Raw genomic sequence first — 21,099 nt, forward strand, 5'->3', positions numbered from 1 at the left:
TCATAAACTCATACAGTTTCACATTTGCAGCCCGTAATCATATTTGGCGCCCGTAATTTTTGGGGTCTGCCCAGTCATTATCTTGAGAATCAGACATACTTTTGTCATGTAACGTTCTTTTTACGCTTGAAGATTTACGCTTGAAGAAAAGGAACCGACCACATGATCAGAAGAAGACAACTCTCAGCGGTCGTGCTCACCATCTCCATGCTGCTGGTGCTCGTAGGCTCTTTTGCGGGAATCACAACAGGGCGTGCACAGGCGCAAGAGGCCGCGAGTACTATCTCGCCAACCATGGTGATCCTGGATGCTTCAGGGGCAATGCTTGCCGACGACGCGGGCGGCCAGACCCGAATGGAGGCAGCGAAGACTGCCACGAGTAAGTTCGCGGGATCGGTGTCAGAGGACTCCGAAATTGGGTTCATGGTCTACGGCACGGAAGTTGGCAATTCGCCGGAGGAGCGGGAAGCTGGCTGTCAGGACATCACCACGCTGCTGCCCGTGCAGGCGGGTAACTCGGCGAAGATTCCTGCTGAAGTAGGAAAGGTCCAAGCCTCCGGCCACACCCCGATGGGGCCTGCGCTGCGTCAGGCTGCCGATGAGTTGCCGAAAGAAGGGCAACGTTCGATTGTGTTGGTCTCCGATGGTGAGGACACCTGTGCTCCGCCACCGGTGTGCGAGGTAGCCAAGGAACTCAAGCAGCAGGGCATTGACCTGGTCATCAACACAGTTGGTTTCCTTGTTGATGCAGGTGCACGTGCTGAACTGGAGTGCATTGCTGAGGCCACTGGCGGTGAGTACCTGGACGCCCAGGACTCCGATTCGCTGGCTGAGTCCATGAAGACGCTGGCGACCCGCACCGCACGCACCGCGCAGTCCAGCGCGCAAGAGATACAGGGCGGCGACGCTCCTACGAGCGCTACCAAGGTGCCTGCCGACGTGGAAACGTTCTCGACCAAGCTGCGGGAAAAGACTCCTGAGTCCGAGCGCAGCATCGGTAATCAGGAAGGCGACGGTGCTGAGTACTTCTCCGTCCCGGTTGCTGAGGGAGAGCGGCTTGCAATTAGTGCGGCTACCGTGCCGGGAGCGTCGTCAGGCGCGACGTTGATGGACCTAGATGTTCGTAACTTCGCGCTCACTATGCATTTGGATGACAGCAGTTGCTTCCTGGCCAATGATTTCGGCAATGGCATCATCGACTCCAATGGCCCCTTTTTCGCATCGATAACAACCAAGCAGTCCGGGGGAGCTGAGGGGGACTGTAAGCCGGGCAATGTGGTGTTCTCCGTGGCTCGGAAAGGCGGCTCCTTCGAGGGCCAGGACATTCCTGCAGAAGTAACCATCAAGCGTTTCGCCAACGAAAACCTGATTGATGTGCCGGAGGCGTTCCCGTCCGACAAGGAGAGCTTGAACCCTCCGCCCGCGACACCGGAAGCAGATCAGGCTAAGAAGGTCACCCCAGGTTCGTGGTTCGATGACGCCACGGAACTTACTGCCGACAACATCAGCAGCGTCACGGCCGACATTGTTCCTGGTGAGACGCACGTGTACAAGATCAAGTCCGAGTATGGGCAGCAGCTCCGCGGCGCCGTCAAACTCATTGACGCCCCAGAAGCGGACAAGCTTGCACAGATCTCCGGCCTGGATATCAAGACGCTGAACTCGGCACGCCAGCTCGCCGGCAGCGAGGAAAACCGTCCGGCCAATGAACACCAGATCGGTGAAGAGACTACATTTGGTAACTCGGCCCGGATTAACTATCGCAATCGGATCGGCGAAGATAGTGAAAAGTCGGGCGATTACGAGGCTGAAAGAGCCTGGTTGGATGGCGACCAGTACATCGTTGTCTTCTTCAACAACAGCTGGGGTGCCGGTCAATCCCACGATGTCGCGGGTGTTCAAAACGTCCCGGTGACTTACCAGCTGACCACGGAGTTGGTCGGCGAGAAGATTCCGGGCCCAGCTTTTGAACAGGTCGCGCACAAGTCGCCAAGTAGCGAGGCCCCGACTAGTAGCCAGCAGAATCCGAAGGGCACCGAAGAAAACGAGGATGACGGCTCTTCCAACATGATGTGGTTCTCTATTGGTGCAGTTCTGTTAGCCGTCGTCGGCGCGGCAATCGCGTTGACCCGTAAGTAACGCTAGAGCGTCCAGTACACGCCGAATCGGTCAGGCTTGACGACGGCTTCCGTGCCCTCGGCAACCTCAGCGCCTGTTAGGCCAAGCGCTTGGCAGGCGCTTTCGACCTCTTCGGCCGAATCGCTGGAGAGGCGCATCGCCACACCGTCGCCGAAGGTGAAATTGTGCATGCCCGGCGAGTCGAGCGTCATGAAATTCCCTGACCCGAAAAGCCGGTTGTATACCTCGGTGGCGGCGGCAGCCTGTGGTTCGTCGCCTGTCCACATGAAGTAGGGAATAACGGCGGGATTCGCTGTCTTTGCGGCAGCGTCCGTGCTTGCAGCCCCGCTGGTTAAGGAATCAATCATCAGTTGCCAGTTGACCCCATTGCCGTCGACCAACCAGCCAAAGAGCGGCGAGAAATCGTAGCTGGTCAGGGGCATGAGCGTAGCACCACCGCTGATGGTTTCATCACCCGCCATCAGATGCTCCCACAGTCTGCGCAGCTGGTTTTCCTGACCAGGGGCAAATCGCACCATAAAAGACACAGCGGGGGTTAATCGGCGGTTCCCGTTCTCAATGAGTTCAAAGTCCATCCCGCCGATGGTGAGCGTGGTGGAGTTGGGCTTGATGTTGGAGTGAAAACCTTCGGCGTAAAACCGCGCAGCGGCGCGGGGGTCGTCGTTAAGCGCGATCACGGCCGAGATAGAAACAGTCATGAAAATGAGCCTAACGACGAGCGCCTAACCGCGCAGAGAACGCAGCGTTTGATCCTAGTCAGTGAAGAATCTTCATACGGCGATATCCCCAGTAACGCTGCGCTGATTAGGGGATTTCAGTTAGTGGCGTGGGCTCTGCTCGCGAACTAGGTCTGCAAATCTGTTGATGTAGTCGCGAACAAAGTCCTCAGTGCTTGACGACGTGAATTCTCCTTGTTCGTCAATGAGTGTTGGCGATTGTCCCAGGAAGACCTCTGGCTGACCGAGCATCGGCATGTCGAAGTACGACAGCGCGAGTCGCAAGTTCTTCTGAGAGCTATAACCGCCCATACGGCCGACGGAGTGGCTGATAATTCCCGCGGGCAGGTTCTTCCATGCCACATCACCGTTGGGCTTAGATCCGATGTCAACGGCATTCTTCAGAGCTGCAGGAATTGTGCGGTTGTTTTCTGGGGTGACAAATAGGATGCCATCGCTGGCTTTAATGGTTTCCCGGAAACTGGTGTATTCCGCGGGAGTCGCAATATCGGACACTGCGGGGTCGTCGTAGTCGAAGTTGTAGAGAGGGAGGTCACGAATCTCGACGATGTCGACTTTGAAGTCATCGGGGAAGTACGTGGCTGCCTTGAGTGCAATCTTTCGTGCATAGGAGGCTCGACGCAAGCTTCCTACCAGGATAGAAATCTGTGCAGTCATGCGAATGTTCCTTTCTTAGGATGTATGGGGAAAGACGTGGATTTAGAAATCCCAGTCTTCATCTGCGGTGTCTTCGGCTTTTCCGATGACATATGCGGAGCCGGAACCGGAGAAAAAGTCGTGGTTTTCATCTGACCCCGGGGTGAGGGCGGCGAGAATTTCGGGCTTGAAGGCGGTCTCTTCATGGTTAAACCGCTGCGGGTATCCCAAGTTCATGAGCGCTTTGTTGGCGTTGTATCGAATGAAGTTGGCAACGTCGTCGTAGAGCCCGAGTGGTTGGTATAGGGCTTCGGAGTACCTCAGTTCGAGCTGGTATAGATCATCGAGAAGTTCGAAGACGAAAGCCTTCATCTGCGTTTGCGTGGCGGTGTCGTAGGTTTCTACGCCTCGCTGGAATTTGTAGCCGGAGTAATAGCCGTGAACAGCTTTGTCACGCAGAATCAGGCGCACCATGTCGGCGGTATTGGTCAGGATGCCACGTGATGCGAAGTGCAGCGGGAGGTAGAAGCCGGCGTAGAGCGAGAAGGACGAAAGAAGCGTTGCTGCCGCCTTTCGCTTGAGTGGAACGTCGCCGTAATAGTGTTTGAGCACAGCTTTTGACCGAGCCTGCAGGATGTCATTGGCGACTGCCCATTGGTAGGCAGCGTCGATGTCAGGGGTATTGGATAGCGTAGAAAATACTGAAGAATAAGACTTTGCATGCACTGCTTGCATGAAAGCGATATTCGTGTAGACGGCCTCTTCATGTTCGGTGCGGGCATCTTGAATTTGGGAAATCTCCCCGACAGACGCCTGGACTGTGTCGAGCATGGTCAGTCCGGTGAAGACCTTCATGGTCAGCTCGCGTTCTAGATCGGTGAGACGTCGCCAGTCTGCAAGGTCATTGGACAGCGGAACTTTTTCGGGCAGCCAAAAATTTGCTGTTAGGCGATTCCACACTTCGAGATCTTTGTCATCTTGCACTCGGTTCCAGTTGATTGGCCGAAGGCGGGCAGCTGGGTCCTTTCGAAAAGACGGTGGCGTAGTTGAATAGCTGTAGATGTTCAAGAAGTAGCGCTCCTCCAGAATTTTTCCAGGCCCTCTTTGACGTTCTCCACATCGTGGTCTGTCCCCAGTAGCTCATAGTGGTATAGCTCCGGAACCTGGCATTTTGCAGAAATGATGGCTCCGGCTATGCAAAAGTCGGTGCCGAAATTTGTGTTGCCCGAGGTGATGACACCGCGGATGAAACTCCTGTTGGTTTCGTCGTTGAGAAAAGCGATGACTTGCTTAGGTACCGCGCGGCGCCGACATCCGCCACCATAAGTCGGTGTGATCAGGACAAATGGGCTGCAAACGCGAATCATTCCGTCTTTTCGCGGATGTAACGGGATGCGTGCTGCTGGTTGAGCCAGCTTTTGGACGAACCGGTGAGTGTTTTCAGAAGCACTGGAGAAGTACACGATTCGGGGTGACTCCTCCGGTGGGAGTTCCGTGAAAGTCAGCGGCGTCTTCGATGATGAAGACACTCGATTACCTCCTATGTTCAATGGATTGAACATAAAATAGAGGAGTGAATGGGGTGTCAACAAGGCGTTGCCTACATGCGGTTGAAAAGTGCTTAGTCACGCAATTGCGAAGTAAAGCCGCGACTCTTCATTAACGGCGGAAAAACCCAGCAGCTGATCTTCAAGGCGGGAAAGTGGCGGGGTTGCCGGCCGGGGGGGGAGGGAGGAGGTGGTGTCTCTCGGAGGGGGCTCCAGTCGTGCCCCGGGCAAAAGCACAACAGGGAAACAAAACCGCCGCGCTTTGGAAAGGCCCAGTCGATGAGGAGACTGGTTTTCCAAAGCGCGGCGTTTTCTACAGCGCTTTCGCATCAACTACTTCAGCGGACGAACACTTCCGGTGAAGTGCGGACGCTTCTTCTTGCGATCCCACGCGACAATGTTGACTGCGCGGCCGATGTTGGAGCTGCCCTCAGTCAGGTTGTGAGCAGCACCTGCACCGTCACCGGTGTGGGTGAGTGCGACATTGATGGTGGTCGGCAGAACGACCGGCGCACCGAAGGAAATCTGGAACTCGTACGACTGACCCGGCAGAACCTGTGCCTCAGCCAGCGCGCGGGAGGCGGTGTACATGCCGTGTGCAATCGCTGCTGGCATGCCCAGAGCCTTCGCGGAGACAGAGGTGATGTGAATCGGGTTCCAGTCACCGGAAACCTTGGCCCACTTGCGGCCGGTGTTGCCAGCCAGCTTCCACTGAGCGGTGGGGAAGGGAACCTTGAACTGCTCGCGTTTGATGGTCTCGGCGCCGGACTTGATGGCCTCACGCTGTGCCTGGACCTCTTCGAAGCCCTCGGCATCCTTCAGGCGAACGCCCTTGGCCAGATACACCGACTGCTCCTCGACCAAGGTGGCGCCGGATGTGGACGATGTAACAGTTGACTCCAGAACAACCTCAGTGCCCGAGCGGTGAGCGCGGAATGCGGCAACCTTCACCGCGATATCAACTTTGCCACCGAGTGTGACAGGCGAGATTTCGCGGTAGGTGTTCTCGGTGTGGACCAGGCCCATCATCGGCAGCGGGAAATCATCCGCAGCCATTAGCTCCATCTGGATGGGCATGATTAGGGCGTGGATGTGGCCGAAGAAAGCCTGTTCAGACTTCGGGGCGCCAACGACGTCGCGGAAGTCCTGGTCACGGTCGGCATCGACAGTGACGCCCTTGACCACTAGTTCATCGACCTTGATTTCGGTGGAGTTCGGGCGTTTCTTCGCCGAACCAGCAGCTGCCTTGGCGTAGAGCGGAACCAGATTGGGAATGGCATCCAGGGTCTTAGCCATAAGTTTTCCTCTTTCCTCCTTATCGGGAGCCTATGCGGAAGCCGCGACTTCGCTTAGGCGCCGACGATGTTCTGACCGCAGACGCGCAGGACGTGACCATTGACGCCGAGAGCGCGGTCGGAGACCAGGAAGGCGATTGCCTGGGCGACATCGCCCGGCTGGCCACCCTGCTGCAGCGAGTTCACGCGTCGAGCAACCTGGCGGTTGACGAACGGAATAGCAGCGGTCATGTCGGTCTCGATGAAGCCCGGAGCAACAGCGTTGATGTTGCCGCCGCGCTTAGCAAACTCCTCAGCGTAAGCCTCGACCATTGCGATAACGCCGGCCTTGGAGGTGGCGTAGTTGGTCTGGCCGCGGTTACCTGCGATACCGGAGGTGGAAGCCATGGTGGCAATACGCGGAGCCTTCTCGAAGGCCTTGTGGTTCAGCAGCTGCTCGTTCATCTTCAGCTGAGACTCGATGTTGACGGCGATGACCGAGCCCCACTTGGCGTCGTCCATGTTGGCGAACATCTTGTCGCGGGTGATGCCTGCGTTGTGGATGACGATGTCCAGGCGACCGTAGCGGGCCACAGCGGCATCGGCAATGGCGTTGCCGGCGTCGTCGGCAGTGATGTCCTGCTGCAGAGCCAGGCCACCGAGCTCGTTGGCAACCTTGGACAGAGCCTCGCCCGCCTGTGGAACGTCGATGACGATGACCTCTGCGCCGTCAGCCTTGAGCTGGCGAGCGATAGCGGCACCGATACCACGGGCGGAACCGGTGACAGCGGCAACCTTGCCAGCCAGCGGCTTATCCCAGTCGGACGGGATCTCGCCCGCGTCGGAGGTGACGCGGAGGAACTGGCCGTCGATGAAGGCCGAGCGGCCGGAGAGGAAGAAGTGCAGGGAGGAAATCACGGATGGCGCGGTGACCGAGACCCCCGGAGCAACGAGGATGCCGTTGGCGGTGGAGCCGCCACGAACCTCGTGGCCGAGGGAGCGAATCAGGCCCTCGATACCACCGGCGACAGCGTTCTCAGCGATCTCGGCCGGGGTTGCGTTGTGGTGAGCATCCTTGGCGCGGGAGACGGTGACGATGCGACCACCCTTGTCCAGCTTGCGCATGTGCTTTGCAGCAGCGAGCACTGGGCCCTGCAGCTCTGCCGGACGCTTGGCCTCAGTGGCGACGAGGACAATGGCACCAATCTTGTCGTCAGCGGCGTTGCCACGACGGACCTGCAGACCCCACTCAGCCAGCTGAGCTGCAACTGCGTCTGCATCTGCACCCTCGCCGGTGACGAGCACCTTGTCGTTGTTCAGCAGCGGACCGCCCGGCTTGTGGCGGCGCAGGAACGGTGGCTGCGGCAGGCCAGTGGCCTTAGCCAGTCCAGTGAGCGGACCACCGTTGACGAGTTCCTGGTACTTATCGGTCATGGAAAATTCTCCTTGAAAGTAAAAGTGTCTTTATCGGTGGTGCGCTTTTAGACGCGAGCCTCGAGAACTGCGACAACACCCTGGCCGCCCGCAGCACAAACGGAGATCAGGCCGCGAGTGGTCTTGCCGGTCTCGTCTGCCTTCTGGCGCAGCATCTTGGCGAGGGCTGCCACAATGCGGCCGCCGGTAGCGGCGAATGGGTGGCCGGCTGCCAGAGAAGAGCCCTTGACGTTGAGCTTCTCGCGCGGGATGGAGCCCAGCGGGCCTTCCAGTCCGAGCTTGGTGCGGCAGAACTCCTCGTCCTCCCATGCCTTCATGGTGGACAGGACAGTGCCGGCGAAGGCCTCGTGGATCTCGAAGAAGTCGAAGTCGTCGAAGGTCCAGCCGTTGCGGGCCAGCAGGCGCGGGGTGGCGTAAGCCGGAGCCATCAGCAGGCCCTCGTCGCCGTGGACGAAGTCAACTGCGGCCGCCTCGGAATCGACGACGTCGGCAAGCACCGGCAGACCGCGCTCAGCGGCCCACTCCGGGGTGGAGACGAGGACGGCGGAGGCGCCGTCGGTAAGCGGAGTGGAGTTACCGGCGGTCATGGTCGGCTCTGCTTCCAGGCCGCGGCCGAAGACTGGCTTGAGCTTGGCCAGCTTCTCCGGGGTGGAGTCCGGGCGCATGTTGGTGTCGCGGGAAACGCCCTTGTACGGGGTGACGAGGTCAGTGAAGAAGCCCTCGTCGTAAGCGTTTGCCATGTTCTGGTGGGAAGCGGCGGCGAGCTCGTCCTGCTCGGCGCGGGTAACGCCCCACTTGGCGGTGGTGATTGCCTGGTGCTCACCCATGGACAGGCCAGTGCGTGGCTCGCCGGTCGACGGAGTGTCTGGAGCCAGGTCGGACGGACGAGCCTTCAGGAAGACCTTTGCCATGTCCAGAGTGGACTTCTGGCGGCTGGCCTCCAGCAGGATCTTGCGCAGACGGTCGTTGACAGCAATCGGAGCGTCGGAGGTGGTGTCCACGCCGCCGGCGATGGCGGAGTCAATCTGGCCCAGCTTGATCATGTTGGAGACAGAGTTGAGGGCTTCCATGCCGGTGGCACATGCCATCTGAATGTCGAAAGCCGGGGTGTCCGGCGCCAGTGCGGAGCCGAGGACACACTCACGGGTGAGGTTAAAGTCACGGGAGTGCTTCAGTACAGCGCCGGCGGAGACTGCGCCGAGGCGCTCGCCGCCGATACCGAAGCGAGCGACGAGACCGTCGATTGCGGCGGTCAGCATGTCCTGGTTCGACTCGTTAGCGTATTCCTTGTTAGAACGAGCGAACGGAATGCGGTTACCACCGACGACGACTGCGCGGCGCAGAGAGTTATTGTTGGCCTGAGCTGCCATGTGATTGTTCCCTTCAAAATCCTTGAAGTGTGACGTGAATTACTAAATTTAGACAATACTGGTATCGGTGTTTTCTGTCACGTTTTTAGAAATATTTTTGTCCAGTCATCTACCGAGCGGGGGAGGTGAGGGGCAAACACCGTCGTCCACCTGTGAAAAATTCGATGGGCAGCACTCCGGAATCTCAAAAGTTTTCCCGCTTGACGACGGTAATTGCGTCAATCCCCACTAGTTGGGGTGGCGGCCGGAGGTATCAATAGAGTGCAAAGGCGTATAGGGGTTTAGACTTTATCGCCATGCGACCTGAACTTTCCTCGTATAACCATCTTTCCGCGGGCAAGGTCCGGGAAATCTACGAGATTGACCCTGAGACTCTGCTGCTTGTGGTCAGTGACCGTATTTCTGCCTTCGACCACATTCTGGAGACCCCGATTCCTGACAAGGGTCGAGTGCTCACCGCGATGAGCGTGTTCTTCTTCGATGAGATTGACTTCCCGAACCACATGGCTGGCCCGGCTGACGATGAGCGCATTCCGGAGGAGTGCCTAGGTCGTGCGCTGGTGTGCAAGAAGCTGGACATGCTGCCATTCGAGTGCGTCGCACGTGGCTACCTGACAGGCTCTGGCCTGGTCGAGTACAAGGAAAACGGCACTGTCTGTGGCATTGAGCTGCCAGAGGGCCTCGTCGAGGGCTCCAAGTTGCCAGAACCGATTTTTACCCCGGCCACCAAGGCTGAGCTGGGCGAGCACGACGAGAATGTCTCCTTCGACGCCGTTGTGGAGTCCCTGGGGCAGAAGCGCGCCGAAGAGCTTCGCGATGCCACCCTGCGCATCTACTCCCAGGCTGCTGAACTGGCTGCTAAGCGCGGCATCATCCTGGCCGACACCAAGTTTGAGTTCGGCCTCGACTCCGACGGCAACCTGGTGCTGGCCGACGAGGTTCTCACCCCGGACTCCTCCCGCTACTGGCCAGCCGACTCCTACCAGGAGGGTTCGGTTAACCCGAGCTTCGACAAGCAGTACGTCCGAAACTGGCTGACCTGCTCCAAGTCCGGCTGGAAGAAGGACGAGGGCACTCCGCCGCCGGCGCTGCCGGGTAGTGTTGTGGAAGCAACTCGCGAGCGGTACGTCGAGGCCTACGAACGACTGTCGGGCCGCCGCTTCTCGGACTGGATTGGAGAACCTGCGTGAGCGAAGTGACCTTGGACTCGGCATCCGTCGGCAAGCCTGCAAAAAAGGATTTGCCCGCACCCCGTGCACAACGGAAGCCGGTGACTCGGTCCTTCCACGGAAGGGACTTCACCGATAACTTCGAGTGGCTCCGCGATAAGGAAAACTCCGAGGTTATCGACTACCTAGAGGCTGAAAATGCCTATACGGAGGCTTTTACCTCCGATCTTGACGGCACCGCGGACGCGATTTTTAAGGAGATCAAGTCGCGCGTGCAGGAGACCGACATGTCGGTCCCAACTCGCCTTAACGGCTGGTGGTACTACTCGCGCACGCAGGAGGGCAAGTCCTACGGGATGAGCTGTCGCGTGCGTGCGGAGGCCGGTGACGGTCTTGCCGCGTGGACGCCGCCGACCATCGCCGACGATGCCCCAGCACCAGGAGAACAGGTCATCCTGGATGCCAACGAGCTGGCCGAAGGCCATGATTTCTTCGCCCTCGGCGCAGCGAGCGTCTCCGCGGACGGCAATCTGCTGGCCTATTCCACCGACGTCACAGGCGACGAACGCTACACGCTGCGCGTAAAGGATCTGCGCACGGGTGAACTGCTTGATGACGAAATTGCGGGCATCGCCGCAGGTGCTACCTGGGTCGGCTCCGAGTGGATCTTCTACCAGAAGGTCGACGAAGCCTGGCGGCCGGATTCCGTGTGGCGTCACCGCGTGGGCACCTCCACCGAGGATGATGTCTGTGTCTTCCATGAGCCCGATGAGGCCTACTGGGTTGGAGTCGGCACGGTACGCAGCGAAAAGTACCTGATTATTGAGAGCTCCTCGAAGATTACTTCCGAGGTTTGGTACCTGGACGCCAGTGACCCGACCGGTGAGTTCACCTGCGTGCGCCCGCGTGAGGCCGGTGTTGAATACGACATCGATCACGCCGTCATTAGCGGCCGGGATATGTGGCTGATTACACACAATATGACTGGTTCGAACTTCGCACTGGCCATGGTGCCGGCGGGGTCTTTCGACAGCATTTCGGATCTCACTGAGCTGGTTCCGCACCGCGATGACGTCCGCGTTGAGGGCGTCGACTGCTTCGCTGGGCACATCGCGTTTGGTTACCGTCGTGGCGGTATTGGCCGTGTGGCGCTGGCGGTATTGGGTCAGGATGAGGATGGTGCTGGCTCCGCTGGTGATGCCTCTGATACAAGCCATGCTGCTGCTCCAGTGCCAGCGTCCGCTGTGAACTTCGTCGAGCTCGACTTCGACGAAGAGCTCTACTCTGCAGGCACTACCGGCAATGCTGAATGGGACACCCCGGTGTTGCGCTACGCTTACGGCTCCTTCACCACGCCGTCGCAGCTTTGGCAGATTGATATTGCCTCGGGCAAGCGGGTGCTGCTCAAGGAGCAGAAGATTCGCGGGAAGTTTAATCGCGGTGATTACGTCGCCAAGCGTGAATGGGTGAGTGCAGCCGACGGTGCCCAGATTCCGGTATCGATTATCCACCGCGCGGACCTGGACCTGAGCAAGCCGAATCCGACGCTGCTCTACGGCTACGGTTCCTATGAAGCCTCGATGGATCCTGGCTTTTCCATCGCGCGACTGTCGCTGCTGGATCGTGGGATGATTTTTGTCATTGCACACGTCCGCGGTGGTGGCGAAATGGGCCGCGGCTGGTGGGAGAACGGTCGCGCAACCACGAAGAAGAACACATTCACTGACTTCGTCGCCGTCGCTGACTACCTGCTGGATTCTGGGTGGACCACACGCGAGCAGCTGGTAGCACTCGGCGGTTCGGCGGGCGGCATGCTGATGGGCGTGGTCGCGAACATTGCTGGCGATAGGTTCGCGGGCATTCAGGCCGTGGTCCCGTTTGTCGACTGCCTGACATCCATGCTGATGCCAGAGCTGCCGCTGACCGTGGTGGAGTGGGATGAGTGGGGCGATCCCTACCACGACCCGGAGGTCTACGACTACATGGCCTCCTACGCGCCGTACGAGAACATCTCGGCCGATGCGAAGTACCCGAAGATTCTCGCGATTACTAGTTTGAACGACACCCGCGTGCTCTACGTGGAGCCGGCAAAGTGGATCGCCAAGCTGCGCGAGGTTGTCGGAGGTCAGCCGGGGCAGTTCCTGCTCAAGACCGAGATGTCCGCAGGTCATGGTGGTGTTTCCGGTCGTTACGAACGCTGGCGTCAGACTGCCTTCGAGTACGCCTGGATTGTCCACACTGCTGGTGCGGTGGAGTAACGGCATGGATATGCGCACGCTGCTGTCCGCGCAGGGTTTTGACACCGATTCGCTTTCCGACGATCAGTTGGCCGTCTACCACACCCTTTTTCGGCGGCGGGATGTGCGCCGCGAATTCGCCGGAGAAGTGGTGGACAGGGAGCGATTGATGCGCGTGTTGGCGGCGGCCCATGCAGCCCCGTCGGTGGGGCTGTCCCAACCGTGGGACTTTCATATCATTCAGAATCCGGACCGCCTGCAGCAGTTTGCCGACCACGTAGCCGGACGTCGCGCTGAATTCGCGGCCAAGCTCGAAGGCGAGCGGCGTGAGACCTTCAATCCGATTCAGATTGAAGGAATCGTGGACTCGGGAACGGGCATCGTCGTCACCTATGACCCGACCCGTGGCGGCAAGAACATTCTCGGCCGCGACACCGTCGATGACACCGGCCTCATGTCAGTCGCGCTGGCTATTCAGAATCTGTGGCTGGCTGCTACGGCAGAGGGGCTCGGCGTCGGCTGGGTCAGTTTCTACCATGAGGATTTCCTGGCTGACTTTGTCGGTGTCGAGGCACCCGTGCGCCCGGTGGCCTGGCTGTGCATTGGTCCAGTAACGCACCTGGCCGAGGAGCGTGACTTGGAGAAGTTCGGTTGGCGCAAGGGACTGGCTCTCGATGAGGTTGTGCATTGGGGATAATCCGCGCTGCAGACGCACATTGATGTGCTGCGATGGCGCTTTTTGAACTCTTATTTGAAAGGCTTCTGAGTATTCTCCAAGCCTTGTCCTCTCCGTTACCAAAAATTTACATACGCCTGTTTTTGTTGAATCCATGGCAGGCAGTGGGGTGCAAGAACAGATTCGGACGACCGACCAGGTCATTCGTCCAGCGGGCAAAGAGCTCGTAACTGTTGACGGTGGTGTGGTCGGTTCGCCGCTTTTGGTGTCGGTGTCGGGTTTGCGCGATGGCACATTGCTCGACGTCGCTCGTTTCGTGGCAGCGATGGAACAGCGCGGTATTACACCGTCTCTGCTGGTAGCGCCGCATGCGGGTAAAAACTGGTCGTTGCGGGAAGCTCCGGCGGTGCTGGATTGGCTCCGCCGTCGTAGCGATGACGGCATCGAGATTGTTCTCGCGGGGTTCGATCAGTCAGTTCGAGGCCGAGGCGCGGAATTTGCGTCGTTAAGCGAACATGAAGCGCGTTTGCGCCTGACCGCCGCAACGCGCCAGATGCGTGCGATGGGTTTTGAGACGGACGTCTTTGCACCACCGAAGTGGACCATGTCGCCCGAGACCATGAACGTGCTGCCGGAGCTGGGCTTCCGAGTGGCAGCGGACCGAAATGGTGTCCGCGACCTGACCACTGGTGCTGTTGATCCGACTCGCGTGCTGGCTATCGGCGAGGGCTTCGGCGGCGCCGGTTGGTGGCGCCGTGCGGTGCGCTCCTCGGTGCAGCGCTCGCTGGAGAAGGGCCGCGCGGTGCGCATCTCCGTTAACGCTTCGAAACTGCGGGAGCACAAGCTGCGCCAGGATGTTGTCGGCATCATTGACCAGGCGGTCGATGGGGGTGCGCAGCCGGTCAACCACTCTTCGGTGCCGCTGGGCCGCGAGCTCTTTGAAGGCATGGAGCAGGTCGGCTAGTCGCTACCTCTGACGGCTATCGGGGGACTGCCCTAGTGTGGGGTTTATGAGCAATCTCTTCGACATCCCAGTGACCACCATCGACGGCAACGAAGCAACGATGAATGACTGGGCAGGCCACGTTCTGCTTATCGTCAACACCGCCTCGGAGTGCGGTTTCACGGATCAGTACGACGATCTGCAAGGACTTTTCGACGAATTCGCACCCCGTGGCTTCTTCGTCCTCGGCTTCCCCTGCAATCAGTTCGGTGGGCAAGAGCCCGGCAACGCCGAGGAAATCAAGCAGTTCTGCCAGCGCGAATTCGGCGTTACCTTCCCGCTCTTCCAAAAGACGAAGGTCAACGGCCATGGCGCGCACCCACTGTACAAGCTGTTGAAGGAAACCCCGGACGCCGACGGCGAGGCTGGGGATGTGAAGTGGAACTTCGAAAAGTTCGTTGTCTCGCCCGAGGGTGAGGTCATCGGCCGTTTCCGCTCCAAGGTCTCGCCTGACGACGATGCTCTGCGCGACCTCATCGAGGAAAACTTGCCTATTTAAACTTGGCTATTTGGTGGCGTCCAGCGGTGCCTGCTCGAAGTAGCCCGTGGCACCGTAGCCCACGATGCCACCTCGGTTGCGCAGGGTCATGCTAGCTAGACCGACCTTGCCAAGCTCATCGCCACCGATGGTGACCCAGTCACCCTGAACCGCGACAACCATGTTGGCGTGCACCCCAAGGCCTGCGGGGTAGCGGTAGAAAATGATGTCACCCACCTGAGGAGAGAAGTCCTTGTCGGTGACGAAAGCATCATGTGCCTTGTAGGCATCCATGAGCTGTTCGACATCCGTAACCAGCCATGGGTTCTCGGCTGCGGCAGCCGAATCCTCGGGCGTATCAAAGACCGGAACACCCGCGGACGCGAGCAGGAATGACAAGAATGGCGCAGTCCAGGAACCGGAGCAGTCGACCGTGTTGCCGAATGCGTCAAGGTTTGGATTCAGCTTCGCGGTCTGGTTCGCAGCTGTGGGTGCAGAACCCGGCCTGGTGGCAGCAGCGGCGGCGACGGCATCTGCATCAGCAGTTGGGTCTGCGTCTGAATTCGGGTGCTCGCCGACCTTGGGGATAACGCTGCGGATGTCGTCATCAGTAGCGCCACACGCCAGGCCGAAGTAAACCTCAGGGGAGGGCTGCTCCTCGTACTGATAGCGCGCAACATCCTTCAGAGCCTGCTGATAGTAAGGGCGGTCTGCCTCGGTGCAGGGGAACGTGCCACCACGCCACGCCAGAACATTGATAGGACCGAAGAGCGTGAACCACCCGGCGAAGAGGAATACCGCCGTCAGTACCAGGATGGAAACAGGCGGGATAGCGGCGCGAACACGTTGCAGCATGCTCGGTGAGGATGCGTTCTCCTGGCCGTCGTCAAGCGATGGTGAGGAAGACTCAGACCGTGCTGCGTGAGGCTGCTGTGCGGGCACAGGCGCGGGTGAATCGGTGGTCATATCTTCTCAGGATAGTAGGCGGCGCTGCGCTCGTCCTTGGCGAGTGCGTCTGAGCCGTACGTAATGGCCTAGTCTGCGGCTCCTGCTGCAGAAGAGGACGTGCAGTTAAACTGTGGTTCATGACTTCACCCGACATGCGTAACGAGGCCGAGCACGACCCTCGTGAGGATCTGCCGAGCTTCCTGCGTGAGCCGGACAAAATAGACAAGCTTCTCTATGCATCGCTGATGCTGGTTGCCGTGTACGGCTTTGCAATCATCCCGTTCCGTGCGGTTTTGCTGCTCAAGTACACGTTCTTGCACACATGGCTGACAGGATCGAATCTGTCGGTGCTGATTCTCGCGTCGGAAAACGAGGACCGGCCGCTCTTCCTCTTCGCTGTTGTAGTGATTGCGGCGCTTTCGACAATCAAGTTCATGCCGTTCTTCTACTGGATGGGCAAGAAGTGGGGCACGGAATTCATAACGATGAGTTTCGGCGGACACCCACCGCGATGGTTTAAGAAGATGGAGAACTTCATCTATGAACGCATCGGGCTGAGTGTGCTGGCATCGTTTGTGCCATTCTCGCCGATTCCGGCCACGATTGTCGTGGCCATCGGTGGTATTGCGAAGGTGCGCGGCTGGGTAGTAGGCGTGTACCTCTTCTTCTGTGCCGCAATGCTCAAGTGCTTCTACCTGTACTTGGGCCTGAAGTTTGGCCCAAGCATCCAGGGCTCCCTGCAGACGATTGACCGGTACGTCACCTACATCACCTTCGCGCTGATTGGCTGGATGTTCCTATCCATCTGGTGGAAAAACAGGAAGCCGGGTAGCCAGGCGGCTTAATCCTGTTCGCGCTCAATCAGCGGCAGCGGGCTGTACTTGTCACGCAATGCCTTCAGTGACAGATCGTGAGCGTGCAGGCGCTTGTCCTCATCCGTCGTCGGCTGGAAGTGCGGTACCGGCTGCGGGTTGAAATCGTCATCAATTGCGACATACGTCATGGTCGAATGCAGTGCCTTGCGCAGGCCGCCGACACCCTTGCGGGGCTCACAGCAGTAGACCTGCACCGACAGGTGCATCGAGGTCGTGCCTGTACGCAGGATGCGTGCGCGCACCTCAACCAGGTCGCCAATGTGGATTGGGCTGTAGAAGCGAATACCACCTGCGTAGACAGAAATGGTCTGGCGCCCTGCCCAGTTGGTGGTAACTGCCGTCGCAGCCTCGTCGATCCACTCCATGGCGGTGCCGCCGTGGACGTTTCCGCCCCAGTTGACATCGGTCGGCTTTGCCAGGAAACGTGTGGTCAGTTCGGGTGCGGAAGAGTCCGCGGAGTAGGTCTGCGCGCGCATGCTGGCTTCGATGTCGCGGCGGAGCTCAAAACGGGAAAGAGCGGCTTTCTCAACGCGCTCTTCTTCCTCTGTTTGCGGCACCCACTTCGGCACCGGAGTCGACTTACCGTTTTCATCCATGGCCACGAAGATCACCAGGCAGTCAGCTGCGCGGGTGAACTTGCCCTCGCGCGGATCAGCCGAGAGCACTTCGTTGACGATGTGCATGGAACTGCGGCCGGTATGCGCAATCTTGGAGCGCACCTCGACAATGTGGCCACTGGGAATCGGGCGAGTGAAGTGAATGTGACCGAAGTACGCAGTCACGCAGTAGCGTCCCGACCAGCCGGTCGCGCAGGCGTAAGCGGCCTTGTCAATCCACTGCAACACACGGCCGCCGTGGACAGAATTGGTTCCGGCCATAATGACATCGGTCGGCGATGCCATAAAACGGAGTACAAGAGATGGTGACGCTGGAGCATGCACCTGTTCAGCTTTTTCAGTTGACTGCGTATCCATATATGAAAGCATAACTCTAGGATGAGGTTATGGTATCCAAAATCTCGCCTTTCGACGTTCGCAGCGCTCTTTCCACCGCCGCACCCTGGGCGGCGCAACGGCTTCTCGGCCGCGAATTGCTATCTGACCAAGAGGCTGCCTCCTTCATCGGGCCGGATGGGGCGCAGGGGTCGTCGTTAAGCCGTGCGAGCCTTGCCAAAGCGGTACGTCTGTCCGTGCGGATGCTCGCCCAAGAGGCTCCGGGGCATAGCGTCGAGGTGCGCGTGCCGCCCTTCGTCGCGGTCCAGTGCATTGAGGGCCCCAGGCACACGCGCGGTACGCCGCCCAATGTCGTGGAGATGTCGCCGGAGATTTGGCTGGGACTCGCGTGCGGAATGATCACGTTAGAGCAGGTGCAGGCGCACATCGATATGTCGGGAACGCGCGCGGCGGAAATTGGGAATCATCTGCCGGTGGCGCGCATTTCTTAAAGCCCGTGGGGGGATGCTGAATTGGTGCCCAGGCGGGTGGGGCTATTAGTGTGAATGTCGTGGCCGATACCAACATTTCAGGTGCACCAAAGACCAAACTTTTGCCAATTTCGCCATACGACGATTTGGGGGAGACATCCCCGCGCGAAGAATGTGGCGTTTTTGGCGTTTGGGCACCTGGCGAAGACGTGTCCAAACTCACCTACTATGGCCTGTTTGCCCTGCAGCATCGCGGCCAGGAAGCCGCCGGTATCGCAGTCGGCGACGGCGACCAAATTCTCGTATTCAAGGACCTGGGCCTTGTTTCCCAGGTTTTTGATGAGCAGACGCTCGACGCTCTGAAGGGGCACGTAGCGGTGGGGCACACGCGCTACACCACCGCTGGCGCTCCTGCGTGGGAGAATGCACAGCCGATGTTCCAGATGGCCTCCGACGGCACGGACATCGCGCTGGGGCACAACGGCAACCTGACCAACCACCTCACGCTGTTCCATGAGGCGGTCGACAAGGGCCTGCTGCGTGAAGAGGGCGAGCTGCCCAGTGACTCCGCAATCATGACCACTTTGCTTGCCGACGAAACCGGCAAGATTGACCACCCCGAAGATTACGGCTGCAGCACCAATGTAGAAGCGGCCGCGATGGCACTGCTGCCGCGTTTGAAGGGTGCTTTCTGTCTTACTTTCACCGATGGCGAGACGCTGTACGCCGCGCGTGACCCATACGGTGTGCGCCCGCTGTGCCTGGGGCGCCTGTCCGGTGGTTGGGTAGTCGCATCCGAGACTTGCGCGCTGGATATCGTCGGTGCATCGTTCGTCCGCGAGATCGAGCCAGGCGAGATGGTGACCATTGATGCTTCCGGTGTGCGTTCGCAGCGTTTTGCCGAGACCACCCACGCTGGATGCATTTTTGAGTACGTCTACCTGGCGCGCCCGGACTCCAACATCCGTGGTCGCTCCGTCAACGCGGTGCGTCTTGAGCTGGGCCGCCAGTTGGCACGTGAGTTCCCGGCTGACGGTGACCTGGTGATGCCGGTGCCGGAATCCGGTACCCCGGCCGCTGTTGGATACGCCCAGGAATCGGGCATCCCGTTTGGACAGGGGCTGACCAAAAACGGTTACGTGGGGCGTACCTTCATTCAGCCTTCGCAGACGATTCGTCAGCTGGGCATCCGACTGAAGCTGAACCCACTGAAGGAAGTTATCGCCGGTAAGCGCTTGGTCGTGGTCGATGACTCCATCGTCCGCGGCAACACTCAGCGTGCCCTGATTCGCATGCTGCGTGAGGCCGGTGCAAAGGAAGTGCACGTGCGCATCGCCGCGCCGCCGGTGAAATGGCCGTGCTTCTACGGCATTGACTTCGCCTCTCCGGGCGAGCTGTTGGCCAACGGCGTAGATGAGAATGACATCGTCGCCGGTATCGCAACCGCGATTGGCGCCGACAGCCTGGGATTTGTCTCCATCGATGGCATGGTCGCCGCTTCCGAACAGGCAAAGAGCGAAGTGTGCTGTGCCTGCTTCGATGGCAAATACCCACTGGGGCTGCCGGAGGGCAATCCGAATGCGGCAGCTGTGGAGAGGATGCAGGCAGCCCAGGCTGCCAAAGCCGCAACGAGCAATTAGCCTCGAAACCTCCTTAGAATGAACTACGAGAACTGAACCGAGAACGAAGCGCAAGCGGTGCCGTGGAGTGCAGCCGTTGCTTTGTTCCTGGTCCGCCAATACTCCCGGATACGGCAGTAACGCCGCCCGGGGGAGAAAGTTTAAAGCGAGAGCCTCTAATGACCGAGAACGTTTCTGGTGCTTCCTACGCTGCAGCCGGTGTCGACATCGAAGCCGGCGACCGCGCTGTTGAACTATTCGCCCCGATTGCCAAGAAGGCCACTCGCCCAGAGGTCCGTGGCGGGCTCGGTGGTTTTGCCGGCCTGTTTGCACTGGGCAACTACGAAAAGCCGCTGCTGGCCGCATCCTCCGATGGTGTGGGGACCAAGTTGGCCGTGGCGCAGGCCGTCGGCAAGCACGACACCATTGGCCTGGACCTGGTCGCCATGGTCGTCGATGATCTGGTCGTGTGCGGTGCCGAGCCGCTGTTCCTGCAGGACTACATTGCAATTGGCAAGGTCGTGCCGGAGCACGTCGCCGAGATCGTTTCCGGCATCGCCGAGGGTTGTGTCCAGGCGGGTTGCGCGCTCCTGGGTGGCGAGACTGCAGAGCACCCGGGTGTGATGGAACCGGGTGAGTACGATGTCTCAGCTACCGGCGTCGGTGTCGTGGAAGAGGACAAGCTTCTCGGCCCGGACCGCGTGCGTGAGGGCGATGTCATTATCGCCATGGAGTCCTCTGGACTTCACTCCAATGGCTACTCGCTGGCTCGCTACGTTCTCCTGGAGAAGGCCGGTCTGGAGCTCGACGGTTATGTCGAGGATTTCGGGCGCACCCTCGGTGAGGAGCTGCTGGAGCCAACCAAGATTTATGCGAAGGATTGCCTGGCTCTCATGAACGAGGCCGAGGTCCGCACTTTCTGCCACGTCACCGGTGGTGGATTGGCTGGCAACATGGTTCGCATCATGCCGGAAGGCCTGACCGCCGACATGAGCCGCGCAACTTGGACCCCGGGTCCGATTTTCAAGACCATTGCTGAGCTCGGCAACGTCTCCCGCGAGGAGATGGAGAAGACCTTCAACATGGGTGTTGGCATGGTTGCGATTGTTTCCGCAGAGGACCGCGATCGTGCCCTGGCTCTGCTGACTGCCCGCCACATCAACGCTTGGGAGCTGGGTACTGTCCGCAAGAGCGAGGCTGGCGAGGACGGGGCTGTTTTGCGCGGCAGCCACCCGCGCTTCTAAGCGTCGGCCGGCCGTCGGTTTACTGCGACGGGCGGCCGGGGACTGGGCCGGCTGGTCTGCCGTGGAGGGCGGCCTACTGATGCGACGGGGCGGTCTAGATTCTGGGTTGCACAACGGAGATCCCAGAAAACCACGGGCTGCAAATGTGAAACTGTATGAGTTTATGACACTTTCGAGCCGTTTTTCGGGCGATTTTTGTCATAAACGCAGTCAGTAACTCGGATTGATCCGCCACCGCCGAACATAATCGGCGGAACATAAACGCGGGTTAAGTGACAAAAAGTGTGTCT

The 21,099-nt window shown here is 59.3% G+C and carries 19 protein-coding genes; 10 read left to right on the forward strand and 9 right to left on the reverse strand.

Features of this window, described 5'->3' with window-relative positions:
- Positions 1–162 precede the first annotated feature (162 nt).
- Positions 163–2,139, forward strand: coding sequence for a vWA domain-containing protein (locus HMPREF2849_RS03130; protein ID WP_070862589.1), 1,977 nt, complete (start codon positions 163–165; stop codon positions 2,137–2,139).
- 2 nt (positions 2,140–2,141) lie between these two features.
- Here the strand turns inward: HMPREF2849_RS03130 and HMPREF2849_RS03135 are convergent, their stop codons facing one another.
- From HMPREF2849_RS03135 to HMPREF2849_RS03165, 7 genes are all read right to left on the reverse strand, one after another.
- Positions 2,142–2,837: a VOC family protein gene (locus tag HMPREF2849_RS03135; protein WP_049173075.1), complete on the reverse strand. Its 696-nt coding sequence runs from the start codon at positions 2,835–2,837 to the stop codon at positions 2,142–2,144.
- A gap of 120 nt (positions 2,838–2,957) precedes the next feature.
- Positions 2,958–3,533, reverse strand: coding sequence for an NADPH-dependent FMN reductase (locus HMPREF2849_RS03140; RefSeq protein WP_016421405.1), 576 nt, complete (start codon positions 3,531–3,533; stop codon positions 2,958–2,960).
- A gap of 42 nt (positions 3,534–3,575) precedes the next feature.
- Entirely contained in the window at positions 3,576–4,580 is a 1,005-nt protein-coding gene (nrdF, locus tag HMPREF2849_RS03145) for a class 1b ribonucleoside-diphosphate reductase subunit beta (protein WP_080971523.1), read from the reverse strand.
- Positions 4,577–5,041 (reverse strand): class Ib ribonucleoside-diphosphate reductase assembly flavoprotein NrdI, encoded by a 465-nt coding sequence (gene nrdI / locus HMPREF2849_RS03150; protein WP_080971522.1) that lies wholly within the window; start codon positions 5,039–5,041, stop codon positions 4,577–4,579. The genes nrdF and nrdI overlap by 4 nt, the downstream gene beginning before the upstream one ends.
- Before the next feature lie 351 nt (positions 5,042–5,392).
- Positions 5,393–6,355, reverse strand: a complete 963-nt coding sequence (locus HMPREF2849_RS03155; RefSeq protein WP_016421402.1) for a MaoC/PaaZ C-terminal domain-containing protein — start codon at positions 6,353–6,355, stop codon at positions 5,393–5,395.
- A 53-nt stretch (positions 6,356–6,408) separates the two neighbouring features.
- On the reverse strand, positions 6,409–7,767 hold the full coding sequence (locus tag HMPREF2849_RS03160; RefSeq protein ID WP_070862590.1) for a 3-oxoacyl-ACP reductase: 1,359 nt from the start codon (positions 7,765–7,767) through the stop codon (positions 6,409–6,411).
- Positions 7,768–7,814: 47 nt separating this feature from the next.
- Positions 7,815–9,137 carry an acetyl-CoA C-acetyltransferase gene (locus HMPREF2849_RS03165; RefSeq protein WP_016421400.1) on the reverse strand — a complete coding sequence of 441 codons (1,323 nt, stop codon included), beginning with the start codon at positions 9,135–9,137 and terminating at the stop codon, positions 7,815–7,817.
- 296 nt (positions 9,138–9,433) lie between these two features.
- Between HMPREF2849_RS03165 and HMPREF2849_RS03170 the strand changes: the two genes are divergently transcribed.
- The 5 genes from HMPREF2849_RS03170 to HMPREF2849_RS03190 all read left to right on the forward strand — a co-directional run bounded on the left by HMPREF2849_RS03170 (position 9,434) and on the right by HMPREF2849_RS03190 (position 14,721).
- Entirely contained in the window at positions 9,434–10,327 is an 894-nt protein-coding gene (locus tag HMPREF2849_RS03170) for a phosphoribosylaminoimidazolesuccinocarboxamide synthase (RefSeq protein ID WP_049173073.1), read from the forward strand.
- Positions 10,328–10,332: 5 nt separating this feature from the next.
- Entirely contained in the window at positions 10,333–12,564 is a 2,232-nt protein-coding gene (locus tag HMPREF2849_RS03175) for a S9 family peptidase (RefSeq protein WP_370449653.1), read from the forward strand.
- A 4-nt stretch (positions 12,565–12,568) separates the two neighbouring features.
- Entirely contained in the window at positions 12,569–13,240 is a 672-nt protein-coding gene (bluB, locus tag HMPREF2849_RS03180) for a 5,6-dimethylbenzimidazole synthase (RefSeq protein ID WP_049173072.1), read from the forward strand.
- A gap of 133 nt (positions 13,241–13,373) precedes the next feature.
- Positions 13,374–14,183 (forward strand): polysaccharide deacetylase family protein, encoded by an 810-nt coding sequence (locus HMPREF2849_RS03185; RefSeq protein ID WP_222865562.1) that lies wholly within the window; start codon positions 13,374–13,376, stop codon positions 14,181–14,183.
- 46 nt (positions 14,184–14,229) lie between these two features.
- Entirely contained in the window at positions 14,230–14,721 is a 492-nt protein-coding gene (locus tag HMPREF2849_RS03190; protein WP_049173070.1) for a glutathione peroxidase, read from the forward strand.
- Positions 14,722–14,727: 6 nt separating this feature from the next.
- Here the strand turns inward: HMPREF2849_RS03190 and HMPREF2849_RS03195 are convergent, their stop codons facing one another.
- Entirely contained in the window at positions 14,728–15,666 is a 939-nt protein-coding gene (locus HMPREF2849_RS03195; RefSeq protein WP_246822095.1) for a hypothetical protein, read from the reverse strand.
- A gap of 119 nt (positions 15,667–15,785) precedes the next feature.
- Here HMPREF2849_RS03195 and HMPREF2849_RS03200 point away from each other — a divergent pair, with 119 nt between their 5' ends.
- Positions 15,786–16,493 (forward strand): hypothetical protein, encoded by a 708-nt coding sequence (locus HMPREF2849_RS03200; protein WP_049193818.1) that lies wholly within the window; start codon positions 15,786–15,788, stop codon positions 16,491–16,493.
- On the opposite strand, the gene HMPREF2849_RS03205 is transcribed toward HMPREF2849_RS03200, so the two are convergent.
- The gene (locus tag HMPREF2849_RS03205) at positions 16,490–17,497 is read right to left on the reverse strand and encodes an acyl-CoA thioesterase (RefSeq protein ID WP_016421392.1); all 1,008 of its coding nucleotides are present in this window, start codon (positions 17,495–17,497) and stop codon (positions 16,490–16,492) included. The two genes, HMPREF2849_RS03200 and HMPREF2849_RS03205, sit on opposite strands and share 4 nt — an antisense overlap.
- A 29-nt stretch (positions 17,498–17,526) precedes the next feature.
- Between HMPREF2849_RS03205 and HMPREF2849_RS03210 the strand changes: the two genes are divergently transcribed.
- The 3 genes from HMPREF2849_RS03210 to purM all read left to right on the forward strand — a co-directional run bounded on the left by HMPREF2849_RS03210 (position 17,527) and on the right by purM (position 20,809).
- On the forward strand, positions 17,527–17,967 hold the full coding sequence (locus HMPREF2849_RS03210) for a sterol carrier family protein (protein WP_016421391.1): 441 nt from the start codon (positions 17,527–17,529) through the stop codon (positions 17,965–17,967).
- Between the two features lie 50 nt (positions 17,968–18,017).
- Entirely contained in the window at positions 18,018–19,586 is a 1,569-nt protein-coding gene (gene purF / locus HMPREF2849_RS03215) for an amidophosphoribosyltransferase (RefSeq protein WP_049173068.1), read from the forward strand.
- Between the two features lie 158 nt (positions 19,587–19,744).
- On the forward strand, positions 19,745–20,809 hold the full coding sequence (purM, locus tag HMPREF2849_RS03220; protein WP_016421389.1) for a phosphoribosylformylglycinamidine cyclo-ligase: 1,065 nt from the start codon (positions 19,745–19,747) through the stop codon (positions 20,807–20,809).
- The last annotated feature ends 290 nt before the right edge of the window (positions 20,810–21,099 follow it).

The organism is Corynebacterium sp. HMSC073B01, from assembly GCF_001838255.1.
GTDB classification, from domain to species: domain Bacteria; phylum Actinomycetota; class Actinomycetes; order Mycobacteriales; family Mycobacteriaceae; genus Corynebacterium; species Corynebacterium jeikeium_D.